This is a genomic window from Aliivibrio salmonicida LFI1238, from assembly GCF_000196495.1.
Classification (GTDB): Bacteria; Pseudomonadota; Gammaproteobacteria; order Enterobacterales; family Vibrionaceae; genus Aliivibrio; species Aliivibrio salmonicida.
In genome coordinates this window covers 798,600-821,396 of record NC_011313.1, presented here as the reverse complement: position 1 = coordinate 821,396, position 22,797 = coordinate 798,600, and the positions used below count along the sequence as shown (strand labels likewise).

The 22,797-nt window shown below is 37.7% G+C and carries 21 protein-coding genes; 13 read left to right on the top strand and 8 right to left on the bottom strand.

The genetic code is table 11. The features are described 5' to 3' along the window. Window positions 1-101: 101 nt before the first annotated feature. Complete coding sequence (locus VSAL_RS19900; RefSeq protein ID WP_049940468.1) at window positions 102-968, top strand: HNH endonuclease family protein; 867 nt, start codon at window positions 102-104, stop codon at window positions 966-968. A 91-nt stretch (window positions 969-1,059) separates the two neighbouring features. On the opposite strand, the gene VSAL_RS19895 is transcribed toward VSAL_RS19900, so the two are convergent. Both VSAL_RS19895 and VSAL_RS24195 read right to left on the bottom strand, forming a co-directional pair. Next, the gene (locus VSAL_RS19895) at window positions 1,060-2,076 is read right to left on the bottom strand and encodes a P2 family phage major capsid protein (protein ID WP_012552047.1); all 1,017 of its coding nucleotides are present in this window, start codon (window positions 2,074-2,076) and stop codon (window positions 1,060-1,062) included. A 66-nt stretch (window positions 2,077-2,142) separates the two neighbouring features. Further along, on the bottom strand, window positions 2,143-2,415 hold the full coding sequence (locus VSAL_RS24195) for an ogr/Delta-like zinc finger family protein (protein WP_012552046.1): 273 nt from the start codon (window positions 2,413-2,415) through the stop codon (window positions 2,143-2,145). 536 nt (window positions 2,416-2,951) lie between these two features. On the opposite strand from VSAL_RS24195, the gene VSAL_RS19880 reads away from it, so the two are divergent. Beyond that, window positions 2,952-4,196: an AAA family ATPase gene (locus tag VSAL_RS19880; RefSeq protein WP_012552045.1), complete on the top strand. Its 1,245-nt coding sequence runs from the start codon at window positions 2,952-2,954 to the stop codon at window positions 4,194-4,196. Window positions 4,197-4,200: 4 nt separating this feature from the next. Next, window positions 4,201-4,866, top strand: a complete 666-nt coding sequence (locus VSAL_RS19875) for an HNH endonuclease (protein WP_012552044.1) — start codon at window positions 4,201-4,203, stop codon at window positions 4,864-4,866. 119 nt (window positions 4,867-4,985) lie between these two features. Here VSAL_RS19875 and VSAL_RS19870 read toward each other — a convergent pair whose 3' ends face one another. The 3 genes from VSAL_RS19870 to VSAL_RS23580 are packed head-to-tail and all read right to left on the bottom strand — an operon-like array spanning window position 4,986 to window position 5,854. Continuing rightward, window positions 4,986-5,213 (bottom strand): ogr/Delta-like zinc finger family protein, encoded by a 228-nt coding sequence (locus VSAL_RS19870; protein ID WP_044583586.1) that lies wholly within the window; start codon window positions 5,211-5,213, stop codon window positions 4,986-4,988. 48 nt (window positions 5,214-5,261) lie between these two features. Next, complete coding sequence (locus tag VSAL_RS23585) at window positions 5,262-5,549, bottom strand: hypothetical protein (RefSeq protein ID WP_012552042.1); 288 nt, start codon at window positions 5,547-5,549, stop codon at window positions 5,262-5,264. Further along, window positions 5,546-5,854 (bottom strand): hypothetical protein, encoded by a 309-nt coding sequence (locus tag VSAL_RS23580; protein WP_049940467.1) that lies wholly within the window; start codon window positions 5,852-5,854, stop codon window positions 5,546-5,548. Before VSAL_RS23580 ends, VSAL_RS23585 begins: the two co-directional genes overlap by 4 nt. A gap of 424 nt (window positions 5,855-6,278) precedes the next feature. On the opposite strand from VSAL_RS23580, the gene VSAL_RS19860 reads away from it, so the two are divergent. Then, the gene (locus VSAL_RS19860) at window positions 6,279-7,199 is read left to right on the top strand and encodes a manganese-dependent inorganic pyrophosphatase (RefSeq protein WP_012552040.1); all 921 of its coding nucleotides are present in this window, start codon (window positions 6,279-6,281) and stop codon (window positions 7,197-7,199) included. Between the two features lie 62 nt (window positions 7,200-7,261). Here the strand turns inward: VSAL_RS19860 and VSAL_RS23680 are convergent, their stop codons facing one another. Together VSAL_RS23680 and VSAL_RS19855 are read right to left on the bottom strand one after the other, a co-directional pair. Continuing rightward, the gene (locus VSAL_RS23680; RefSeq protein WP_164998988.1) at window positions 7,262-7,429 is read right to left on the bottom strand and encodes a hypothetical protein; all 168 of its coding nucleotides are present in this window, start codon (window positions 7,427-7,429) and stop codon (window positions 7,262-7,264) included. Between the two features lie 272 nt (window positions 7,430-7,701). Beyond that, window positions 7,702-8,226 carry a DUF2062 domain-containing protein gene (locus VSAL_RS19855; protein ID WP_012552039.1) on the bottom strand — a complete coding sequence of 175 codons (525 nt, stop codon included), beginning with the start codon at window positions 8,224-8,226 and terminating at the stop codon, window positions 7,702-7,704. 6 nt (window positions 8,227-8,232) lie between these two features. Between VSAL_RS19855 and VSAL_RS19850 the strand changes: the two genes are divergently transcribed. From VSAL_RS19850 to kdsB, 5 genes are read left to right on the top strand one after another with little or no spacing between them, the layout of a single operon-like run. Further along, window positions 8,233-10,539 carry a DNA internalization-related competence protein ComEC/Rec2 gene (locus tag VSAL_RS19850; RefSeq protein ID WP_012552038.1) on the top strand — a complete coding sequence of 769 codons (2,307 nt, stop codon included), beginning with the start codon at window positions 8,233-8,235 and terminating at the stop codon, window positions 10,537-10,539. Between the two features lie 34 nt (window positions 10,540-10,573). Next, window positions 10,574-12,322: a lipid A ABC transporter ATP-binding protein/permease MsbA gene (gene msbA / locus VSAL_RS19845; RefSeq protein WP_012552037.1), complete on the top strand. Its 1,749-nt coding sequence runs from the start codon at window positions 10,574-10,576 to the stop codon at window positions 12,320-12,322. Then, window positions 12,322-13,329 carry a tetraacyldisaccharide 4'-kinase gene (gene lpxK, locus VSAL_RS19840; protein WP_012552036.1) on the top strand — a complete coding sequence of 336 codons (1,008 nt, stop codon included), beginning with the start codon at window positions 12,322-12,324 and terminating at the stop codon, window positions 13,327-13,329. The genes msbA and lpxK overlap by 1 nt, the downstream gene beginning before the upstream one ends. Continuing rightward, window positions 13,310-13,507 carry a Trm112 family protein gene (locus tag VSAL_RS19835; RefSeq protein WP_017023132.1) on the top strand — a complete coding sequence of 66 codons (198 nt, stop codon included), beginning with the start codon at window positions 13,310-13,312 and terminating at the stop codon, window positions 13,505-13,507. The genes lpxK and VSAL_RS19835 overlap by 20 nt, the downstream gene beginning before the upstream one ends. Next, window positions 13,489-14,238: a 3-deoxy-manno-octulosonate cytidylyltransferase gene (kdsB, locus tag VSAL_RS19830; RefSeq protein ID WP_012552034.1), complete on the top strand. Its 750-nt coding sequence runs from the start codon at window positions 13,489-13,491 to the stop codon at window positions 14,236-14,238. The genes VSAL_RS19835 and kdsB overlap by 19 nt, the downstream gene beginning before the upstream one ends. 79 nt (window positions 14,239-14,317) lie before the next feature. On the opposite strand, the gene elyC is transcribed toward kdsB, so the two are convergent. Continuing rightward, the gene (elyC, locus tag VSAL_RS19825) at window positions 14,318-15,181 is read right to left on the bottom strand and encodes an envelope biogenesis factor ElyC (RefSeq protein WP_012552033.1); all 864 of its coding nucleotides are present in this window, start codon (window positions 15,179-15,181) and stop codon (window positions 14,318-14,320) included. A 134-nt stretch (window positions 15,182-15,315) separates the two neighbouring features. Between elyC and cmoM the strand changes: the two genes are divergently transcribed. From cmoM to mukB, 4 genes are read left to right on the top strand one after another with little or no spacing between them, the layout of a single operon-like run. Then, complete coding sequence (gene cmoM, locus VSAL_RS19820) at window positions 15,316-16,095, top strand: tRNA uridine 5-oxyacetic acid(34) methyltransferase CmoM (protein WP_012552032.1); 780 nt, start codon at window positions 15,316-15,318, stop codon at window positions 16,093-16,095. 25 nt (window positions 16,096-16,120) lie between these two features. Next, window positions 16,121-17,458: a chromosome partition protein MukF gene (gene mukF, locus VSAL_RS19815; RefSeq protein ID WP_012552031.1), complete on the top strand. Its 1,338-nt coding sequence runs from the start codon at window positions 16,121-16,123 to the stop codon at window positions 17,456-17,458. Then, window positions 17,439-18,182: a chromosome partition protein MukE gene (gene mukE, locus VSAL_RS19810; protein WP_044583585.1), complete on the top strand. Its 744-nt coding sequence runs from the start codon at window positions 17,439-17,441 to the stop codon at window positions 18,180-18,182. The genes mukF and mukE overlap by 20 nt, the downstream gene beginning before the upstream one ends. Then, window positions 18,179-22,651 carry a chromosome partition protein MukB gene (gene mukB / locus VSAL_RS19805; RefSeq protein WP_012552029.1) on the top strand — a complete coding sequence of 1,491 codons (4,473 nt, stop codon included), beginning with the start codon at window positions 18,179-18,181 and terminating at the stop codon, window positions 22,649-22,651. The genes mukE and mukB overlap by 4 nt, the downstream gene beginning before the upstream one ends. Window positions 22,652-22,797: the final 146 nt, after the last annotated feature.

Genomic DNA, 22,797 nt, shown 5'->3' with positions numbered 1-22,797 from the left:
CGTTAAAATACTCATTTTAATACCATATGGATATATGGATATATGGATATATGGTAAAGGCGAAATCTTCATTCTCGAAAACTTATCATTAACTACTTAGTATGTTAAATACATATTTATATTACAAGTTAGCGACAAACCCTAAGAGTAGATTAGATAAAGAATTACTGAGTATTTTTAACAAAGAAGGAACTGGTTCTCTTCAAATTTTAAAAGAAATAAGTGATTTTTCTGAGTCTTATATAAACATTCTTACAGAGGATAATAAATGCATTTATTGTTTAAGTTATCTTAAGCATAGAATATATTGGGTTAGTATCCTTTCTACTGCATCATTTGTAGATTATAGGGATATAAATAAACTGAAAGAATTACTTGTATCATTTTATTACCAAAATTGGATAGCTGGTGCCACAGTAGCTAGAATTAAACAAACCAGTTTTAATATTATTAAATTGGTAAAGTTAGGGAATCCAATTTCAGATATCTATGCAGAAATGCAAAATGGGTTAGTGAAATACTCAACAACTAAAACATTTAAAGAAGAAATTAATAGCGAATTTGTTTATGGGCGAAAATGGGATCGTGCAGTATTATTGTTAATTGAATATTTTTCTAGCGAAGATTGTAAGCAAAATTATATTAATATAGATAGTAAATTACATTTAGAGCATATTTTACCACAGAAGCCTAGTCATGATTGGAATGAGGTATTTAATGATGTGGAACGCGCATATTGGACTAATTCACTAGCTAATTTAACATTACTATCAATGAGAAAGAACATACAGGCTAAGAACTATTCATTTACTAAAAAAGTCGAAGCTTATAAAAATAAAGATAACGTTATCTCTCCATTCCTGATAACTCAAGATGTAATTAAGTGTTCAAAATGGGATGTTGAAGAATTAAATATTAGGAAAGATCGTTTGTTATCTAAAATAATGAATAAATTAGATGTGTTTTAGTAAATATTTAACAAACCACTATGGCATCTACATTATTTTCAATTAATAAAGCCCACAATAGTGGGCTTTATTTCGTTTATTTCAGAAAGACCTATTCCCAAACATCTGAGCCTGATTTTTTGAGCTTAACATTATCAAACTCAACCGTAGCCGCTTTACCTAATTGCTCAACAAGGTAAGCCATGCTCATACATTCAAAGTTTTCAATACGATCCTTTTTATCGTTTTTGACGCCTACTGATTTTCGGATTGAGTTATTTAATATATAAATCGATAGATTATCAAAGCTAGTCACCATGATGCCGCGCGGTGGGAAATTAGAGACTGTATAGGTAGGTAAGCCGCCATAAGTAGAAATGACTTGTCTCATTTCAATCTTTGCTTTTTCACTTGGGGTGTTACCGTTCTGTGCATAAAGTCTTGCTTGGTCACTGGCAACTAATTCATTACCTACAATAGCGATTAAATCATTTGTGGAAGAAAATACATGATCTAATAAATTCTTTATCGTAAGAACCGCAAGGTCGAGATTAACGAAATCACCACCTTCACCAATTCGAATTTCATTTGAATCAAGTACAACCTCAGATAATACATTTTCAGGTTTATGTTTTCGTAATGCTTCAATCCAACCTTCATTTACATCTTCGCCGTTTGGGTTGGCTTCAATGTCAGTATTTTTAGCAACCGATGTGCCATAGAAACCCACTCGAATTTTATTATTTACTCGCTCTTCAAAATTCTTTAAATGAGCAAAAGCATCAAGCTGATTGTAAGTAATATGAGTATCAAAGTTTGTTTGCGTACATTCATACGGCATTGGCGTTAAATCATAGACTGAGCGTGTTTTTCGCTCATTGCCTCCCGATGTGTCAGTTCGTGATGCAATCATGCGACCAACGCCTAAACCGATGGCCTCACCAATTAAATTATCTACTGTGACAATATTAATATGCGTTAAAAAGTCGTCCGTCTCTTTTACATCATCAATTAATGTTTGACTGGCAGCTGGCGAGACATTAAAGGTTTCGCTCGCGTCCGATACACCATAGAGAGTTTGAACTGATTCTTTAAAGGCGCTGAGTTTTGTTTGTGATTCTGTCTTCATTCGTGTTCCCGTTTTATTCGATTAGATTTCCATTGATACGTTGAGACTATGCTCATGCAAGTAGGGCTATACAAACCTCATAGCAGACTGTTTTGGGTCTTTTGTTTTAGGCGAAAGCAATTGAAGCATGCAGTCTCTTCGCCTTGCGATATCAGGTTGTAATTGTTTATTTGGTGGTTGGCTTTCCGAGTTTTTTACAATAAAGCTTTCTAGTGCGGTGTATTGTAGGAATCGAATATCACAGACCTTGCATTGGCAATAATATTCTCTCACCTCATTAGAGATAGGACAGGAGGTCATAATACGATACGACGAACCACAGTCAGGACAAGCAATCATGCTGCCACCTTATCACCAGAGGTAATCCCTTTATTAATCATGCTAAGAGATAGGTGAAAGGACGAAGAGCAGTTTAAATTGCTGCATTGGCAAGTTAATACGCTTTTGATTGGCGTCTCTTCTTTTTGCTCAATAGTACGAGCCTTACAATGACAAATGGGACAAGTAACATACATATACTTTCTCCTATATCGCTAAACAACTGGAATAGAATTAAAGTAACAGTGATTCTTTTTGATGAGTATAGAACCCGTTTCTATATCGAGATTCTAGAAAATGGCAGAGGTCAGAGTTAGGTAATCGAAGAGTGCGCAAAAGCCTTGTTCGGACTCACCCTCCCCTCCGCACCGAAATTCAGCACGTTAAAAAACGAAAATCTAGACATATAGAGAAACAGCCCTAAAACCTTGCTAGATAAGGGGTTTTGCGGAAAAATAAAAACAGACAGGATCGCAAACGTGCGTTTTTATATTAGAAAACTAGTAATGTAATTAATATGAAGTAAAATCTTTTCTTTTCTTTTATACGGAATCCTCATGGACAAATATATCAATCGTATTAGCGGCTTACTGCCAAACACAGAAAAACCAATTTCAATTGAAGCTAATGGAAGAAATATAATCGTTACTGGAATGAACGGATGTGGCAAAACTCTCTTTCTAAATGCATTATTTGATGCAATAAAAAGAAATGTTGAACCTAGTAACATACAACAAAAAAATAATCTACAGACAAATATTGAGCATTATAAAGTGTTATTAAAAAGGGACGGTATCGATAAAGTTCAACGAGAACAATATAAAGACACATTAGCTCAATGGGAAACTCAATTAGACAATATGTTCAATGTAAATACCATTGAACTTGAATGGGATAATCATGATAATGCATTGGATAAATCGTTACAAAAATCATTAGTTGTTAATTTCTTTGAGGCTACTAGACAATACTCAAATAATCGGCCACATCAACAACAACAGCAAAATACTTTATCTAAAATAAGAAGTTATGGAAAATCTCAACAACTAAGTCAAGATTTTTCAACCACTTTTGAAGCTTATCTTGTAGCTTTATTAGAGGCTGGTTATTTAGCCTATGCATTACGAAATGACTCTGAACAAAAAGAAAAAGTAGATTTATGGCTTGGAACAATTACGAATGATTTACAGTTCTTATTTGAAGATGAATCATTACAACTTATTTATAACGAAAAAGAAAAAGTTTTTTACATAAATCAAAATGATAAAAAACCATACCTACTTTCAAATCTATCCTCTGGCTATTCATCTATTTTAAAAATCTATATTGATTTGTTAATGAAAGTTGAGTTACAAGAGATTCAACCTAAAGAGCTATCTGGTATAGTTATTATTGATGAAATAGATGCCCACCTACACGTATCTCTTCAAAAGAAAATATTATCATTTCTTGATAATTCTTACCCAAATGTACAGTTCATAATATCAACTCATTCACCTTTTGTTCTTCAATCAGTTAATAACGCAGTTATTTATGATCTAAGTAAATTTGAGCAATTAGAGGATTTATCGTTATATTCTTATGAAGCTATAATTAAAGGTTTATTAGGAGTAACAACTAACTCAAATAACTTAATAGATATTGTTAATGAATTAGCATCTCTAACACCGAACATTAAATTAAATAAAGACCGCGTTAATGAACTCATTGGCAAACTGACACTAATTGAGGATAAATTAGACTCAAAGTCTAAAGTCGTATATCTCATGGCACAACAAGCTATAGACGATTTAGGAGTATAATAAATTGTTTAATGTTACTAGATTGGCGGAAGTGCCAGAATGCTTATCACGCGGTAATCAATATAATCATCAACAAGTTGTTAGCTCCTTAAAAACAATGTTTTTTGAAAAATGTTACTTATGTGAACGAAACGATATTCAAGATGTTGAAGTAGAACATTTTAACCCTCAGCAAGCAGGTGGTGGACGAACAGATTGGAATAATCTTTATTACTCATGCAGTCGTTGTAATAGCTTAAAAAGTAATACTCATACCAAATTATTAGATTGCACAGATGCAAATATTGATATATTTCGTAAAATTCGATTAGTGATGACAGTAGCTCCAGACGATGATGTGCTAGTTGAAGCGACCGATAAAAACCCTTGTGAACAAACACAAAATACGGTGCGGCTCCTAAATGAATGTTATAACAGTACAAATACTGCTTTACGTGGTGTTAGTCGAGAGGCATTAATTGAGCAAATATACGAATATATGATTGCATTTATGAATGCGCGGAATTTGTTAAAAAAACCGTCTACGGGTAGGACAATTAAACAAGGAGCAATGGAAACAATCGAAGCAATGTTAAATGTTACGCATCCATTTAGTGCATTCTGGCGTTGGCAATATTTGCATGACAGTTTTCTAACAGAACATTATTCAAACCTTGAAAATGGTTTTTAATTAAGAACTCTGCAATAAAATACTCTAGATAATTTAATAGTTAGGGCGGGGTATAGATTTGATTAATTATCGTAAATAAATCACTAGGGAATGTAACCAAAATTCGTATTATCTATTTATTATTCGAACATATTAATTTTTTCTGACTTACACAACTCTGGTTGCAAATCAGGGTTTGGTTTTTGACCTGTAGGCTCAATAATACGGCACACGGATGTGTACGTGACAAAGATAACACCACAGTTTAAATTCAAACACTGACAATAAGCCTCGCGCGTTTCTTTGGTTATAGCCTTTGAGGTCGCTATGCGCGCCTTGCTTTCGCATTTAGGGCAGGTGATTAGCATTATCACTCCTTACTTCTTATATTGGTGCAGTGCTTGTTTTGGGGCGTTTTAAGATACCGTTAACTGGTTATTTCTAAGGCTAACGGTCATAAACTTATCGATGGGGACTTTCGCCCCTTTCTGCAATGGCTTAATCAAGCACTGAACGCCTTTAATACTCCAACCTGTCATGTCCATGAGGGCTTTTTCTAACGTTGAAATGGGGCTTTCTTGAGGCGAGTTACAGTTATTTTCAGTGCTCCAAGGAGCGAAGCTCCGCTTCTTTTTAAGATCAAGAACAAGGCGCGGAACGTCTTTCGTTTTCACGATGCTATAAACTGCGCTTTTGGTTTTCACAAAGATATTGCGCCATAAAAACCAATAGGGCTATACGTCTTTTGTCCATATTTATTAATGCCTTCTTCATATTCTGTTTTGGCCTCATGCGCTAATTGACAAAAACGTTTCCACTTTGATGTATCAGCCGCTTGACGTAACTCTTCTAAATCCACATCAAAAGCCGTGTCTTTCTCATCAATTTTACGTAAGGAACGCCATAGGCCAACCGATGGATTACCGAACCCTTGAAACTGTTTAATGCGATGCGTAGAAGCCCAAGCGCGAGCAAGGTATGCGCCTTTTTCTGCTTCGGTTTCTGGCATGTGTTTACCATTAATATTTTTAGAAATGTACTTGGCTATGTAGGCGGTTGTTCCGCCTTGATTTGGAGCGGTATACTTTGTCTTGTCCTGAAATATGTTTACACATTTAGGACTTTTATATGACAAATCATATCTAATAATAAGGTTTATGAGATAAAAAAAACGCACCTTAGGTAGGTGCGTGTAGGAATGTTTATCTACAAGGATGAATGTTACAAGCTTATTCTACATTAAGCATGGGTCATACTAATTGGCACTTAATAATTCATTGTAATTAATATGCCTATTTTGGTATTTTTAAAGTGGTGATTAACGTATATATTCATTATTGGCATCATAGATAGTTTCAGTTCTATTGATACTTTCTGTGTTCAAATGCCCCTAATTTGGTAGAATAACGGCATATTTAAAGGAGGGTAATACAATGTCAATGTATGTAGTGGGTCATAAAATTCCAGATTCAGATTCAATTTGTGGTGCAATCGCACTTGCTTATTTAAAAAATCAAATTGGCGAAGCAGCTATTCCTGCTCGCTTAGGTGAACTTTCTCCTGAAACAGCATTCATCCTTGATAAGTTTGGTTTAGAGTCTCCAGAGTTTAAAACTAGCTATGCTGGTGAAGAAGTTTATATTGTCGATCATTCAGAATTAACTCAAGCACCTGATGATATTGCAGAAGCAACCATTGTAGGTATTGTTGATCATCATAAATTAGGAGATTTAACAACATCTACACCTTTAGAGTGTTGGATTCGTCCTGTTGGTTGTAGTAATACAATTATCAAGATGATGTATGATTTTTATCAAGTTGAGATCCCTCAGAATATTGCTGGCATTATGTTGTGTGCAATCTTGAGTGATACTGTTATTTTTAAATCACCAACATGCACAACCGCTGATATTAAATGTGTTGAAGCATTAGCTGAAATCGCTGGTATTGAAGATTTTAAAGCATTAGGCATGGAAATGTTTAAGGTGAAATCGGCAGTTGAAGGTACACCTGTACGTGATCTTGTTATGCGAGACTTTAAAGATTTCAATATGAATGGTGAGCTTGTTGGTATTGGTCAACTTGAAGTTATCGATCTTTCAGTATTTGATGATATTAAAGAAGAACTAGAAGCGGATATTGCAGTGATGAAAGTTGAGGGTAATCGTCATACGATGATTCTACTTTTGACTGATATCATGAAAGAAGGTTCTGAATTATTAGTAATCAGTGATAATGAAGAACTAACAGCAAAAGCTTACGGTAAAGTTACTGAAAATGGACGAGTATGGCTTGATGGTGTTCTTAGCCGTAAGAAGCAAATCGTTCCTCAATTGCAAGAAGTTTTCGCATAATAACTATAAACATGGTTAATAAGTAAAAAAGCCCATACATATTATATGTATGGGCTTTTTTGTTAAGAAGCTTCTAATATTTCTATTTCTTGTGGCGAGTTATTCGATATTCCTATTTCAATTCCTTCTTTTTTTATAACTCCGCACTCTGAACAAATGATGGTTTGAGCATTGTCAGAAATGAGTAACTCGTGAGAGTAACATTTTGGGCATTCGTCAATATGATCCATTTCTTTATCCTATTTCAAGCAAATAAGGCTGTATTTCTATTTTTATAATGATTGTTCTATAAGGTTATTCTTACTTATAGAACATATTCCTTTAATGGGATAGTACTTGAAATCATTATTTTAAATATGATCCATTTGTGAGATTGAGTTCAAATTTACTGTTACAAAAAGTAAGTCGATCGCTTGAGGATTTATAAAATAAAAATATGTGAACTGACAGCAAATATTTGCTGTCAGTATTAGGAGGTTAGAAAGGAAAAGAGATAAATTGTCTAACGATTAATATTTAAGCGTCGAGTACGTTTGTTCCAGCTACGAACGACAGAATAACGCCACAGACCACGAATACCAAAGTAGCCGATTAACGAAGATAATATGGCACACACAGCACAACCTAATAGGAATGGAGGGCCTATTGTTGACATTTGTGACCCAATAAACTCCCAAGACAGTTCGAAATGAAAGTTTTGTGGAGGAGTAGATAGTAACCATGCGCCAATTTTATACGCGCCATAGAATAATACTGGCATGGTCACTGGATTACTTACCCAAACTAATGCGATCGAGAGTGGTAAATTTACACTGCATATAATAGCGAGTCCTGCTGCCATAATCATTTGACTAGGAAGAGGAACAAAGGCCATAAATAGTCCAACAGCAAAAGCGCCAGCAGCAGAGCGACGATTTAAACACCATAAATTGGGGTTATATAAAACATTACCAAATATTTTTAATGCTTTTTGGCGCTTAATGGTTTCATGGTTTGGTAAAAAACGTTTGATAAATTTTCTTGGCATAAGTTTATGCTTCTATTAAATGACGTACGTCTAAAAGGCGTTGTCGTGATTCTTATTCTTTTGTCGTCAGCCTATTGGCCGACAAACATGCCCTTTACTTTAGTTGTTATATGTTACTTTGGCTATATAGTTACTTTTCGCATGTCTAAAATGAGAATCATTCAAGGTGTACTGCTCGGTCTTGTAATATCGGCATTACATATAGAGCGTTACAAAAGTGCAAATAAGGAAATATATAGCCTAGGGCATGATATTACCATCAAAGGTGAAATTCAAAGTCTAATTGCGTTTAAAGAACCAACTTCTTCTATTTTAGTTCAAGTGAAAGAAATTAACGGTAAATCTCTATCTAATATGAGGACTCATTTACTTCGCTTATCAATCCGCGATTATAAAAAGAAGATGCTTAATAGAGATGAAGCGGTTTTATTTCAACAAGGAGATGTGTGGCTTTTTGATATTAGACTTCGACCTCCAATAGGGCGTCATAACGAAACGGGATATAAACTAGAAAATTACGCGTTATCGAAAGGGATCCACGCTTACGGAAAAATCAAGAATGCCACTTTATTCGAAGAAAATAAAAGTTACCGCTCTCAATGGTTTTTGCAAGTATATGAACAAACAATCGAAGCACCGTTTCAACCGTTGTTACTTGCTTTGTCCTTTGGATATAAAGGTAATATATCCGCTGATGATTGGACAGTGTTACGTAATTCTGGATTAGCTCATTTACTTGCTATATCTGGTTTACATATTGGTTTTGTTTACGGGTTAGGTTGGTGGTTAGGAAAACTGGGACGGTACATTCTTCAACGACGTTTAACGCAATGGCTACCTCTTTTTAGTGGTTGTGCGTTAGCCATTTTTTATGGTTGGTTAGCCGGCTTTTCTTTACCTACGGTTAGAGCTCTGATTGCGTGTTTATTTGTTTCGAGCTTATTAATGACTCGAACGGTATGGCCAAAGCATCAAATTTTATTGTGGTGCGTGTTACTTTGTTTAGTTATAAACCCTTTTTCCACACTCTCTATGAGTTTCTGGCTTTCTTTTACTGCTGTATTAACGGTACTTACGACACTGCATATTTATCAAATATACATAAAAAATACGGAATCACCTCGCTTAACTAAAATATTACAGATACTTGCCGTGCAATTTGGTTTGTTTGTTTTTTTACTTCCGGTGCAAAGTTATTTTTTTGGAGGGGTAAGTCTTTTGTCTCCATTAATCAACTTGATTGCCGTTCCTTGGGTCAGTATGGTCACTGTACCTATAACTTTGTTTGCTGTTGTTGTCAGCTTTGCTGATAGTGAGTGGCTTAAAGGATTGTGGCAACTAAGTGATCTCTCTCTTTTGCCGGTATGGCATTTAGCTGAATCAGTTGAAGGGTCATGGATATCATTATCAAGTGACATAAGTTTATTTATTATTGGTCTTATTATTTTCCTAGGATTAATGGCCTTTTTCTCTTTTAAAATTATATTGCCAATATTTGCTCTATTGATGCTCTTAATGGCAGTAACTAAATCAAAACCTGAATGGCAAGTTGATTTTTTAGATGTTGGGCATGGATTAGCTATTCTTATAGAATCAAAGGGTAAGGCCATACTCTATGATACGGGAATGAAGTGGAATAATGGAAGTATCGCAGAGAGTGTAATTGAACCAATTTTACACAAAAGAGGGATTTCAACCTTAGATGGTTTGATCTTAAGTCATTCTGATGGTGATCACTCTGGAGGGAAAGATTACCTTGTAACTCATTTTTCACCTAGGTGGGTAAGGCGCAGTGAAGTTGATTCAAAGGCTTTACCCTGCATAAAGGGAAGTAGGTGGAAAGAGGGTATGATGGAATTTGAAGTATTGTGGCCGCCAACATTAACTAAAAGGGCTTACAATCCTCATTCTTGTGTTGTTAAACTTACCGTTGATAAATGGGTGTTTTTATTTACTGGCGATATTGATGCAATTTCAGAAATGTTGATCTTAAATCAAAATGAATTTAATGAGGTAGATGTTTTTCTTGTTCCTCACCACGGTTCTAATTCATCGTCGACTGAGCGCTGGGTAAAAGAGATGGGTGGAAAGATTGCAGTGGTCTCTAGTGGCTTGTTTACTCCTTGGGATCTGCCGAGTAAAAAGATTAAAGAAAGACATGAAGTAAAGAATATTGATTGGTTAGATACTGCACAACTAGGACAGATACGAATAACGGCTTCTGATGAAAAACTACTCATTAAAGGTTATTCAACCGTTAATAGCCACGTTTGGTACAGAAAGCTATTTGGCGATAACTTAAATACAGAGTAGAATAAAGGTAATTGTATATGAAGAATAAGTACTTATGACTATTGAAAAAGACGAATCTACATGGGCAACGTTTAAACGATTATGGCCTCATATCTCACTGTATAAAGCGGGGCTAGGGGTTGCAGTTTTTGCCCTTGTCATTAATGCATTAAGTGATACTTATATGATCTCATTACTAAAACCACTTTTAGATGAAGGTTTTGGTAACGCGGATTCAGATTTCTTGAAAAAAATGCCATTTATCATCTTAGCTATGATGTTTATTCGTGGTTTCAGTGGCTTTGTTTCTGGTTATTGTATGAGTTGGGTTGCGAGTAATGTTGTAATGCGAATTCGCCGTGATATTTTTAATCATTTTATGCATATGCCAGTAAGTTATTTTGATCAAGAATCTACAGGTCGATTATTATCTCGTATTACCTATGATTCAGAACAGGTGGCTTCTGCAACCAGTAAAGCTTTGGTTAATATTGTGCGAGAATCGGCAAGCATACTTGGTTTACTTGGCTTGATGTTTTGGAACAGTTGGCAGTTGTCTTTAGTACTTGTTGTTGTTGCACCTGTTGTTGCGTTCGCTATTGGTAATGTCTCAAAACGTTTTAGAAAAATCAGTAAGAACATGCAAACAGCCATGGGTTCATTGACTGCGACTTCAGAGCAAATGCTTAAAGGTCATAAAGTGGTATTAAGCTATGGTGGTCAAAAAGTTGAATCTGAACGTTTTGATACGATCAGTAACCATATGCGTCAACAAAATATGAAAATGGTTGTTGCTCAAGGTTTAGCGAATCCTATTATTCAAATGATTGCTTCTTTTGCTTTAGTTACGGTTTTATATCTAGCAAGTGTTGATTCAATTAAAGAAACGCTAACTCCTGGTACCTTTACGGTTGTGTTCTCTGCGATGTTCGGTTTATTACGTCCACTAAAAGGACTAACAAGCGTAACGTCTGATTTCCAACGAGGTATGGCGGCATGTCAAACGTTGTTTGAACTGATGGATATGGATAAAGAGAAAGATGACGGTGTGATTGTTAAAGATAAAGTCAATGGTGATATTAAAGTTGAAGATGTCACGTTTACTTATCCTACGTCTGAAGGGCCAGCATTACGTAGTGTTAGCTTTGATTTACCAGCTGGAAAAACAGTTGCATTAGTTGGACGTTCTGGTTCAGGTAAAAGTACGATTGCTAATTTATTTACACGTTTTTATGATGTAGATTCGGGTACTATTTCGTTAGATGGTGATGGACTTGAAGATTATAAATTAACGAATCTTCGTAAGCATTTTGCGTTAGTTTCTCAAAATGTGCATTTATTTAATGACAGTGTTGCGAATAATATTGCGTATGCGTCCGAAGGTAGATTTACTCGAGCTGAGATAGAGAAAGCGGCAGAGCTTGCTTATGCGTCTGACTTCATCAACAAGATGGAAGATGGTTTTGATACGATGATTGGTGAAAATGGCGCGAGTCTATCCGGTGGACAACGTCAACGTATCGCCATTGCTCGAGCTCTATTACAAAATGCATCCGTACTAATTCTTGATGAAGCGACATCTGCATTGGATACCGAATCAGAAAAAGCGATTCAATCTGCGTTAGACGAGCTTCAAAAGGACAAAACAGTTCTTGTGATTGCGCACCGTTTATCGACGATTGAAAGTGCAGATCAGATCCTTGTTATTGATGAAGGTGAAGTTGTTGAGCGTGGTACTCATGCAGAATTGATTGCTCACGACGGTGCTTATGCCCAATTGCATCGAATTCAATTTGGTGATTAATGATTGAGAAAATTTGGTTTGATAACCATATTTTAGGTAAATTGATGTGGCCGCTATTGTGGCCACTGAGTTGTTTATTTAAATATGTAGCAAACAAGAAAAAACTGGATTATTTTACTGGAAAAAAAACGGCTTATAAATCGTCAGTTCCTGTTGTTGTTGTTGGTAATATAACGGCTGGTGGTAATGGTAAGACGCCTGTTGTCGTTTGGTTAGTTGAACAGCTTCAATTACAAGGAATGAAGGTTGGTGTTGCTTCTCGTGGTTATGGTGGGAAAGCACCGCATTATCCTTACCTATTATCAAATACGACAACCCCCGATATTTCTGGCGATGAACCAGTATTAATAAAACAACGGACTAAAGCCCATGTTGCTGTCGCTCCAGTTCGGAGTGAAGCAGTTAAAATGCTGGAAGAGCAGGGGGTGGATATCGTTATTACTGATGATGGTTTACAACATTATGCGTTACAACGTGATGTCGAGTTTATTGTTATAGATGGAAAGCGTCGATTTGGAAATCAAGCATTTATTCCTTTAGGTCCACTCAGAGAAGGTCTCGATCGATTAGCTAGTGTCGATTTCTTGATTTGTAACGGCGAACAACCAAAGACAAATGAAATAGCGATGACATTAGAGCCAAGTAAAGCGGTTAATTTAGTTACTGGTGAAAAAAAATCAGTGTCAAATTTAGGTGAGCTTGTTGCTTTTGCTGGAATAGGTCATCCGCCCCGTTTTTTTGATACGTTAGCATCCCTTAATGCTGATGTTGTACATACGCAAGGCTTTGTGGATCATAAAGCGTTCGAACCAGAAGAAATTAAAAATTTAATGCAATATGGTGAGCAATTGATAATGACGGAAAAAGATGCCGTTAAGTGTCAATCTTTTGCAGAATCATCGTGGTGGTATTTACCTGTTGATGCCTCGTTTCCAGAAGAAAAAGCACAACAGATATTAAATAAAATTATAGAGGTAAAAGAACAATATGGATTATCGTCTTCTTGAAATCGTAGCTTGTCCTGTGTGTAAAGGTAAATTGAATTACGATAAAGATAAGCAAGAGCTTATTTGTAAAATTGACCGTCTTGCTTATCCGATTAAAGAAGGCATTCCAGTGATGATCGAGCCAGAAGCTCGTCGTATGACAATGGAAGAGGTTGAGTCATGTCGTTCACAGTCATAATCCCTGCTCGTTATCAATCGACTCGTTTACCAGGTAAACCTCTTGCTGATATTTGTGGCAAGCCAATGATTCAATGGGTATATGAACAAGCATCGAAAGCTGGTGCTGATCGTGTGATTATCGCAACAGATGATTCTCGTATTGAAGCGGTAGTGAAAGGGTTTGGTGGTGATGTATGCATGACGTCTCCGAATCATGAATCAGGTACTGAGCGTCTAGCTGAAGTCATTGATAAATGTGGTATAGCCTCTAATGAAATCGTGGTGAATGTACAAGGGGATGAACCGCTTATTCCACCAAGTATCATTCGACAAGTAGCTAAAAATTTAGCTGACTCAATTGCACCAATGGCAACATTAGCCGTGACAATTGATGAAGAAGAGGATGTATTTAACCCTAATGCTGTGAAAGTGGTTACCGATGCAGAAGGGTATGCGTTGTACTTTAGTCGTGCTGCAATCCCTTGGGACCGTGATGCTTTTGCAAAAGGAGAGGCATTAACGGCGAATCCATTGTTGCGTCATATCGGCATTTATGCGTACCGTGCAGGATTTATTAATACTTACATTAATTGGCAGCCAAGTGTACTTGAAAAAATAGAATGCTTAGAGCAATTACGTGTACTTTGGTACGGTGAAAAAATTCATGTCGCGGTGGCAAAAGAAGCGCCAGCGGCAGGTGTTGATACACAAGAAGATCTAGATAAAGTCCGAGCTATTTTAGCGTTATAGTGATCTATCTTTAGAGATAAAAAAAGCACGAACCTTTTTAAATAAAGGGCGTGCTTTTTTATTATCTAATGGAGGTTATTTATCGTTTGATAGATAAGGGCAATGAATTTTTAATGTCATCGACTTTATTTATAACATCTTCAAGTCCAATTTTATCAGAGGCTTGTGCTTGTTCTTCTTGTGCAATCAAAAGGTTCTTAAGATCCATAAACCAACGACCCATTTGTTCATACCAGAAACGCTCGGATTGCTCTAGGTATTTGGCTTTAGGGGCGTATTTTTCCCAAGGTTGTTTTATTTCTGAATGTGCTAAATAGTTCGTTGGAGCAGGTGTCGGCTTTAGGCCTAAATTATGGAACTCTTCCATTGCTCGTGGCATATGGCTTGCTGAGGTAACAAGAACAAGATTACTGTTCCCTACCGAATTAAGTGTTTGAATGGCTTCCTCATGAGTATCTCGAGCATTTTCTAATAGAAGAATATCAGATTTGTTCACTCCTAATGAGAGTGCAACACGAGCCATCATACGAGCATGGCTGACGGTCGTTCCGCCACTGTAGCCGGAAAGAATTAATTTTGCGCCAGGATACATACGATAGATGTGGATCCCTTCAGTTAATCGCATGACTGCAGCACGAGATAGTTCAGAGATAGGCGATATTTCATCATCTACAACATGGCCATTACCAAGAACAAGAACATATTCAACAGGCACATCCGGTGCGATGAAAGAGGGATACATACGTTCCGTTGATTTTAATAATGGCGTTGTGATTGGCTGAAAAGACAGCAAAAAGATCCCAACGAGAGACAGAGTCAGTAAAAAAGAGGCAAATCCTTTCCTTTTTGAAAACCATAAAATGAATAAGCCGATGAACCCAATTAGGAGAAGTCCAGGTAGGGGCATAAGCATTGATGATACAAACTTCTTTAACTCAAACATATTTTTGACTATTACCGCTTATATAGAATGAAAAATCACCACTTGAGAGCAAAAAACCGCGTCATGCTGTTACTTCCATGAGCTCTTATGCGACAATGCTTGTTTCCAATAGATAGTACCATAACTTAACCACTGTGAATAAAGACCGTAATTTCGATGATATCGCCCATAAATTTGCAAAGAACATTTATGGTTCTGACAAAGGCGAGATCCGTCAAACTATTGTATGGCAAGATATGGAAACCATCTTAGCTGAAACTAAAGCAAATTCTAAGCCACTTATTGTTTTAGATGCTGGTGGAGGAATAGGCCAAATATCGCAATTAATAGCGAAGCAGGGTCATACAGTGACTTTGTGTGATATATCTTCAGAAATGCTAACATTAGCGAAAGAGGCGGTCGAAGATAATGGTTTATCGTCTCAGTATCAATTTATTCATTCGGCAGTACAAGAAATTGAACAGCATAAAGTTGGTAAGGTTGATATTCTACTTTTCCATGCAGTGATGGAATGGCTAGATGATCCGAAAACAGCATTGGATATTTTATTGAAACAAGTTAAATCTGGTGGGTATGCTTCTATTATGTTTTATAATCACCATGGTTTAGTATTGAAAAATGTGATTTGTGGCAATATTCCTCATGTTTTAGATGGCATGCCACATCGAAAACGGTTTAAGTTACAACCACAAAAAGGGTTGATGCCACATGATGTTTATCAGTGGATTGAAGATTCTGGGTATGAAATAAAGGGAAAATCGGGTATTCGCTCTTTTCATGATTACATCGGTAACATGGAATACATGGGGAATTACCAAATCGAAGACGTGCTGAAGCTAGAAAAACAGTTATGCCGTCAAGAACCTTATCTGTCTCTTGGTCGTTATATTCACGTATGGGCGAAGAGAAAATAATAATGATGTACACAAAGGATACACAATGAGTGAGTTTTCTAATGCTGTTACAGACCAAACCGTTGATGAACTGGTTGGCTGGGTAAAACAGCACGATTTCTCATTGAACTTGCCGACCGAGCGTCTGGCATTTTTGTTGGCCATTGCTGTTCTCAGTAATGAAAGATTTGATGATGAGCTGGGTGAAGGTGAACTTCACGATGCGTTTGGCATCATCAGTGGTTTATTTGGTCAATCCAATGACACCATTGCTTTTCGTGCGAACAATGCAATCAATGAATTAGTAAAACAACGTTTAATTAGCCGCTTTAGTGGTGAAAGTACCGATGGAATGAACATCTATCGTCTAACACCATTAGCGATTGGCATTACCGATTATTACGTGCGCCACCGTCAATTCTCTAAATTGAAGCTTTCTATTCAGTTGACGATGGTTGCAGAAGAGATCCAGAAAGCATCGCAAGCGGCTGAAAAAGGTGGTGATGCGAAGCACTGGCGTAAAAACGTATTCGGTGTTTTGAAATACTCTGTTGGGGAGATTTTTGATCGTATCGATCTAAACCAACGCGTAATGGATGAACAACAACAATCAGTTAAAGAAGAAATTGCTGAGCTGCTAAACCAAAACTGGCGTGAAGCGATTTCGAGCTGTGAAAAGTTGCTTGATGAAACCTCGGGCAACTTGCGTGAATTACAAGATTCATTGCAAGCAGCAGGCGATCAACTTCAAACGGAATTACTGAATATTCAAGAAATTGTTTATGGTAATGACGAGTTAGAGTTTATTGACGCCATGCTGTATTCATTGCAAATGAAGCTTGACCGTATTGTGAGTTGGGGACAACAAGCGATTGATTTATGGATTGGCTACGACAGACACGTACATAAATTTATTCGTACCGCAATTGATATGGATAAAAACCGTGCCTTTAGTCAGCGTCTGCGTGATTCTGTAAAAGGGTATTTTGATGCGCCATGGTTATTAACGTACGCAGATACAGAGCGTTTACGTGATATGCGTGATGAAACGCTCATGCTGCGTGATGATGAAGTAACCGGTATTGTCCCTGAAGAAATGGAATTTGAAGAGCTGACCGTTATTGCGGATCTATTAGCAGAACAGATAAGTGAAATGCTACAACATCATAAAGACACTGGTGAGGCGATTGAGTTGGGTACTGTACTTAAAAAGTATCTAGCGATTCATCCTCATTCTCAGCACTTTGATCTGGCCCGCTTAGTGGTAGATCAAGCCGTGCGTCTCGGTTATTCAGAAGCCGATTTCCAAGCCGTTCAACCTGATTGGCAGTCTATTAATGAATTCGGTGCGAAGGTACAAGCAAATGTCATTGACAAATATTGAAGAATTTATGCCTGAGAAGTTAGCAAAAGCGATTGCTAATCCATTATTCCCAGCATTAGATAGTTTATTGCGTTCTGGCCGCCATATTGCCAGTGAAGATTTAGATAATCATGCGTTATTGTGTGAATTTGAACATGAGTTAGGTATGTTCTATCAACGCTATCATGCTGAATTAGTAAAAGCTCCGGAAGGTTTCTTTTACTTGCGCCCACGTTCAACGTCTTTAATTGCTCGTAGCGTATTGGCCGAAGTTGATATGCTTGTTGGTAAAGTATTGTGTTTCTTATACCTAAGTCCTGAGCGTTTGGCTCATGAAGGTATCTTTACTAACCAAGAGCTGTTTGATGAGCTATTAGTGTTAGCTGATGAACAAAAGCTAATGAAATTAGTAACAAACCGCGCATCAGGCTCAGATTTAGATAAAGAAAAGTTATTTGATAAGGTTCGTACTTCACTGCGTCGTTTAAAACGTCTTGGTATGATCATTCAAGTTGGTGAGCAAGGTAAATTCCGTATCAGTGAAGCGGTATTCCGTTTTGGTGCAGATGTTCGCTCTAATGATGATATGAAAGAAGCACAACTACGCTTGATCCGTGATGGTGAAGCGGTTGTCGTTCACAATGAAGAATCGAGCCAATCTAGCTTCGATCTTGATGAAAATGAAAAATTAAGTGACATATCTGCAGAAGAGCAGCATGAATTAGAATTGGAAGGTGATGCATGAGCATGATTGAACGTGGTAAATATCAATCACTCACCATGGTTAACTGGAACGGCTTTTTTGCTCGTACCTTTGATATTGATAATCTAGTAACGACGCTTTCTGGTGGTAACGGTGCAGGTAAATCGACCACAATGGCCGCGTTTATTACTACTCTAATTCCAGATCAATCATTACTTCATTTCCGTAATACAACCGAAGCGGGTAGCTCACAAGCGTCTCGTGATAAAGGTTTACACGGTAAATTAAAGCCGGGTGCCTGTTATGCCGCACTAGATGTTGTAAACTCACGTAATCAACGTGTTCTTTTTGCTGTTAAATTACAGCAGGTTGCTGGCCGTGATAAGAAGGTAGACATCAAACCGTTCATTATTGTTGGTTTGCCAAGTCATGTGAAACCAACCGATTTAATGATCGAGGCTGTCTCTGATAATCAAGCTCGTGTTCGTCAAATCAATGAAGTAAAAGACATTGTAGCTGGTTATGAAGGTGTTCAGTTCAAAGCGTTTAATTCGGTGACGGATTACCACGCGCAAATGTTTGATTATGGTGTTTTACCTAAAAAACTTCGTAATACAAGTGATCGTTCTAAATTCTATCGTCTACTTGAAGCGTCTTTATATGGCGGTATATCAAGTGCAATCACACGTTCTTTGCGTGATTATCTACTGCCTCAAAATGGGGGTGTGAAAAAAGCATTCCAAGACATGGAAGCGGCACTGCGTGAAAACCGCATGACGTTAGAAGCGATTAAAACCACGCAGACTGATCGTGATTTATTCAAGCACTTAATTACGGAATCAACCAACTATGTTGCGTCTGATTACATGCGTCATGCAAATGATCGCCGTAAGAAAGTAGAGCAAACATTAACGCACCGTGTTGAGTTAATGAATGCACAAAACAGCTTGGTGGGTTTATCTTCTGTATTGAATAATATGCAGGGTGAATTAGGCTTATTAACGGGTTCTGAATCAGGCTTAGAGCAAGATTATCAAGCCGCTTCTGATCATCTTCAATTAGTGCAGACAGCCGTTCGTCAACAAGAGAAGATTGAGCGTTATTCTGAAGATCTAGAAGAGCTGACAGAGCGTTTAGAAGAGCAAGTAATGGTGGTGGAAGAAGCCGCTGAACAACTTGCAATGTCAGAAGAGCAAGCGCAATTAACAGAAGAAGAAGTTGATAGTTTAAAAACACAACTTGCCGATTATCAACAAGCGTTGGATATGCAGCAGACTCGTGCGCTTCAATATCAACAAGCGGTTAAAGCACTTGAAAAAGCACAACAACTAACAGCGAATGATGAACTAACGCAAAACAATGCAATTGATCTTCAATCTGAATTAAAAGCAAAAGAAGATCGTCAAACGACTGCATTACTGGCGATTAAACATAAGTTAGATTTGTCTTCTGCGGCGGTTCAACAATTTGAACGTGGCTTAGCATTAGTTACCTCAATTGCAGGTCATGTTGAGCGCAGCGAAGCGTCAGATAAAGCAAAAGCCTTAATTGAGCAAGCTCGCCAGTTCAGCAATATTGCAGAGCGTGCTGAGCAACTTAAAGCACAGTACAAAGATTTAGAGCGTGCGGTTCGTTTGCAACGCCAAGCTCAAGAATTAGCGGCTGAATATGCAAAACGTTTTAATATCACTGTGGATTCTGAAATCGTACTTGAAGAAGAACAAGCTCGTCATGAAGAGATGCTTGAGACGGTTCAAGAACAACAAGAAAATATCATTGATAAGCGCTCAGAGCTAAAACGTCAAGAACAGCAACTTCGTTCTGAAACTCAGCGTTTAGAATCGATTGCACCCAAGTGGATTGCAGCGAACGATGCATTAAACAAACTTAATGATCAATGTGGTGTTGAGTTAGAAGATAGCCACATGGTTATCAGCCAAATGCAAGAAACGTTAGAAAATGAACGTGTGCTTTCAACTAATAAAGATCGTCTTGCTGCTCGTAAAGAAGAGTTAGATGGTGAAATTGAACGCTTAGCTGCCCCTGGTGGTAGTGGTGATGCTCGTCTTAAAGGTCTTGCTGATACATTAGGTGGCGTACTGCTTTCTGAAATTTATGACGATATCACACTAAGTGATGCGCCGTATTTCAGCTCGCTTTATGGCCCAGCTCGTCATGCTATCGTTGTATCTGATTTATCGGGTATTAAAGAGAAATTAGTTGATCTTGATGATTGCCCAGATGATCTTTATATCATTGAAGGCGATATTGACGCGTTTGATGACAGCGTATTTGATGCCGATGAAATGGAGAATGCCGTTTGTGTTCATCTAAATGATCGCCAAATGCGTTACTCTCGTTTCCCTGAACTTCCATTGTTTGGTCGCGCCGCTCGTGAGCAACGTTTAGACACATTACGTGAAGAGCGTGAAATTGCCGTTGAAGAGCACGCGAAAGCCGCGTTTGATTCACAAAAACTTCAACGTCTATACCAAAGCTTTAATGGTTTTGTATCGACACACCTTACTGTAGCGTTTGATGCCGATCCAGAAGTTGAATTGAAAAAAGCACGTGAGCAATTATCACAAGCAAGTCGTCAGTTAAACGAACTTGTTGCGACAGATCAACAACATAAATCGCAAATGGTAGCGTCTAAAGAAGCACTGTCTCAATTAGCGAAAATAGCACCACACATTAACGTACTTGAAGATGAAACCATCACTGAACGTTTTGAAGAGATCAGTGTGCAAGTTGAACGAGTATCAGAAGCCGAAAGTTTCTTACGTCAAAATGGCAAAGCGATTGCAGAATTAGAAAACCTGCAACGTGCATTAGAAGTGGATCCTGAGCAATTTGATGCATTAAAAGCTGAACATGAGCAAATTGATGCACAATTGCAACGCATTAAAGCTCAATTGTTTGCTATTTCTGATTTAGTAGAGCGTCGTCATCACTTCGGTTATGAAGATGCAGTGGCATTGCTTAATAAGAGCAGTGAACTAAATGAACAACTTAAAGCGAAATTAGTACAAGCAGAACAAGCGCGAACTAAAGCGAAAGGGCAACAAAAACAATCACAAGCTCAAGCAAACCAATACAACCAAGTAATGGCGTCGCTTAAGAGCTCACATCAAGCGAAACAAGAAACGGTTCAAGAATTTAAACGTGAACTGCAAGAGTTTGGTGTTCATGCAGACCAAAGCGCGCTAGAGCGTGCTGAAGTTCGTAAGGGCGAATTAAACGAGCGTCTACACAGTTCTCGTGGTCGTAAGAGTGAGCTTGAAAAAGGCATCACATCAAACGAACTTGAGATTAAAGGCTTAGTTAAACAATCTCGTAAAGTTGAAAAACTGTACCGAGATTTACGTACCTTTGTGGTTAATGCAAAAGCGGGTTGGTGTTCAGTTCTACGTTTAGCTCGTGAAAATGATGTTGAGCGTCGTCTACATAAACGTGAATTGGCGTATTTAAGTGCGGAAGAACTGCGTTCAATGTCGGATAAATCATTGGGTGCGCTTCGTCTAGCTGTCGCTGATAATGAAGACTTACGTGATTCATTACGAGCGTCTGAAGACACAAGTAAGCCAGAGCGTAAAGTTCTGTTCTACATTGCTGTTTATCAACATCTTCGTGAGCGTATTCGCCAAGATATCATTCATACGGATGATCCAGTTGAAGCAATTGAAGAGATGGAAACAGAGCTTGGTCGTTTAACTGAAGAACTGACGTCTCGTGAAAACCGCTTAGCATTAAGCTCTGAAAGTGTTGCTAGTATTATTCGTAAAACGATTCAACGTGAGCAAAATCGTATTCGTATGCTAAACCAAGGTCTATCTCAAATTGGTTTTGGTCAAGTTAAGGGTGTTCGTCTAAACGTAGGTATCCGTGAAACACACGCGACGTTACTTGCAGGTTTGTCTGAGCATCAAGCACAGCACCAAGACTTGTTTGGTAACCCTCGCTTTACGTTCTCTGAAGCGATTGCGAAATTGTTCCAACGTATCAACCCACACATCGATGTTGGTCAACGTTCACCGCAAACATTGGGTGAAGAGTTACTGGATTACCGTAACTACTTAGAACTAAACATTGAAGTAAATCGCGGTACTGATGGTTGGTTACAAGCAGAGTCGGGTGCATTATCAACAGGTGAAGCGATTGGTACAGGTCAAGCGATCTTACTGATGGTTATCCAAAGTTGGGAAGATGAATCTCGTCGTCTTCGTAGTAAAGACATTATGCCTTGTCGTCTATTGTTCTTGGATGAAGCGGCGCGTCTAGATGGTAAATCTATCGCGACCCTATTCGAGTTATGTGAGCGCCTAGATATGCAATTATTAATCGCGGCACCAGAAAACATCAGTCCAGAGAAGGGTACGACTTATAAACTGGTTCGTAAGATCTTTAAAGATCGTGAACACGTTCATGTAGTGGGCCTAAAAGGTTTTGGACAAGATACAGCAGCAAGCCGAACTCAACAAACACTGGAAGAAGCAGAGATTGCTGAGTAACAGTGAGTTAAGTTTGTAAATAAAATGGCAGTCAGAAATGGCTGCCATTTTTTATGACTAATTCCTAAGCAGGTATGAGCTCGAAAAGGTATAATCCGAACTCGTATTTTAGTAAACAAACCAAGAAATAGAGGATTATCATCAAT

What these genes read in the sequence shown, in the direction of transcription:
- msbA (WP_012552037.1), top strand. Translation starts at nt 10,574, where the DNA reads ATGACTATTGAAAAAGACGAATCTACATGGGCAACGTTTAAACGATTA.
- VSAL_RS19900 (WP_049940468.1), top strand. Translation starts at nt 102, where the DNA reads ATGTTAAATACATATTTATATTACAAGTTAGCGACAAACCCTAAGAGT.
- VSAL_RS19850 (WP_012552038.1), top strand. Translation starts at nt 8,233, where the DNA reads ATGCTTCTATTAAATGACGTACGTCTAAAAGGCGTTGTCGTGATTCTT.
- mukB (WP_012552029.1), top strand. Translation starts at nt 18,179, where the DNA reads ATGAGCATGATTGAACGTGGTAAATATCAATCACTCACCATGGTTAAC.
- VSAL_RS19895 (WP_012552047.1), bottom strand. Translation starts at nt 2,076, where the DNA reads ATGAAGACAGAATCACAAACAAAACTCAGCGCCTTTAAAGAATCAGTT.
- mukF (WP_012552031.1), top strand. Translation starts at nt 16,121, where the DNA reads ATGAGTGAGTTTTCTAATGCTGTTACAGACCAAACCGTTGATGAACTG.
- VSAL_RS23680 (WP_164998988.1), bottom strand. Translation starts at nt 7,429, where the DNA reads ATGGATCATATTGACGAATGCCCAAAATGTTACTCTCACGAGTTACTC.
- VSAL_RS19855 (WP_012552039.1), bottom strand. Translation starts at nt 8,226, where the DNA reads ATGCCAAGAAAATTTATCAAACGTTTTTTACCAAACCATGAAACCATT.
- elyC (WP_012552033.1), bottom strand. Translation starts at nt 15,181, where the DNA reads ATGTTTGAGTTAAAGAAGTTTGTATCATCAATGCTTATGCCCCTACCT.
- kdsB (WP_012552034.1), top strand. Translation starts at nt 13,489, where the DNA reads ATGTCGTTCACAGTCATAATCCCTGCTCGTTATCAATCGACTCGTTTA.
- VSAL_RS19870 (WP_044583586.1), bottom strand. Translation starts at nt 5,213, where the DNA reads ATGCTAATCACCTGCCCTAAATGCGAAAGCAAGGCGCGCATAGCGACC.
- VSAL_RS19835 (WP_017023132.1), top strand. Translation starts at nt 13,310, where the DNA reads ATGGATTATCGTCTTCTTGAAATCGTAGCTTGTCCTGTGTGTAAAGGT.
- VSAL_RS19880 (WP_012552045.1), top strand. Translation starts at nt 2,952, where the DNA reads ATGGACAAATATATCAATCGTATTAGCGGCTTACTGCCAAACACAGAA.
- VSAL_RS23580 (WP_049940467.1), bottom strand. Translation starts at nt 5,854, where the DNA reads ATGCCAGAAACCGAAGCAGAAAAAGGCGCATACCTTGCTCGCGCTTGG.
- VSAL_RS19860 (WP_012552040.1), top strand. Translation starts at nt 6,279, where the DNA reads ATGTCAATGTATGTAGTGGGTCATAAAATTCCAGATTCAGATTCAATT.
- mukE (WP_044583585.1), top strand. Translation starts at nt 17,439, where the DNA reads ATGTCATTGACAAATATTGAAGAATTTATGCCTGAGAAGTTAGCAAAA.
- lpxK (WP_012552036.1), top strand. Translation starts at nt 12,322, where the DNA reads ATGATTGAGAAAATTTGGTTTGATAACCATATTTTAGGTAAATTGATG.
- VSAL_RS24195 (WP_012552046.1), bottom strand. Translation starts at nt 2,415, where the DNA reads ATGATTGCTTGTCCTGACTGTGGTTCGTCGTATCGTATTATGACCTCC.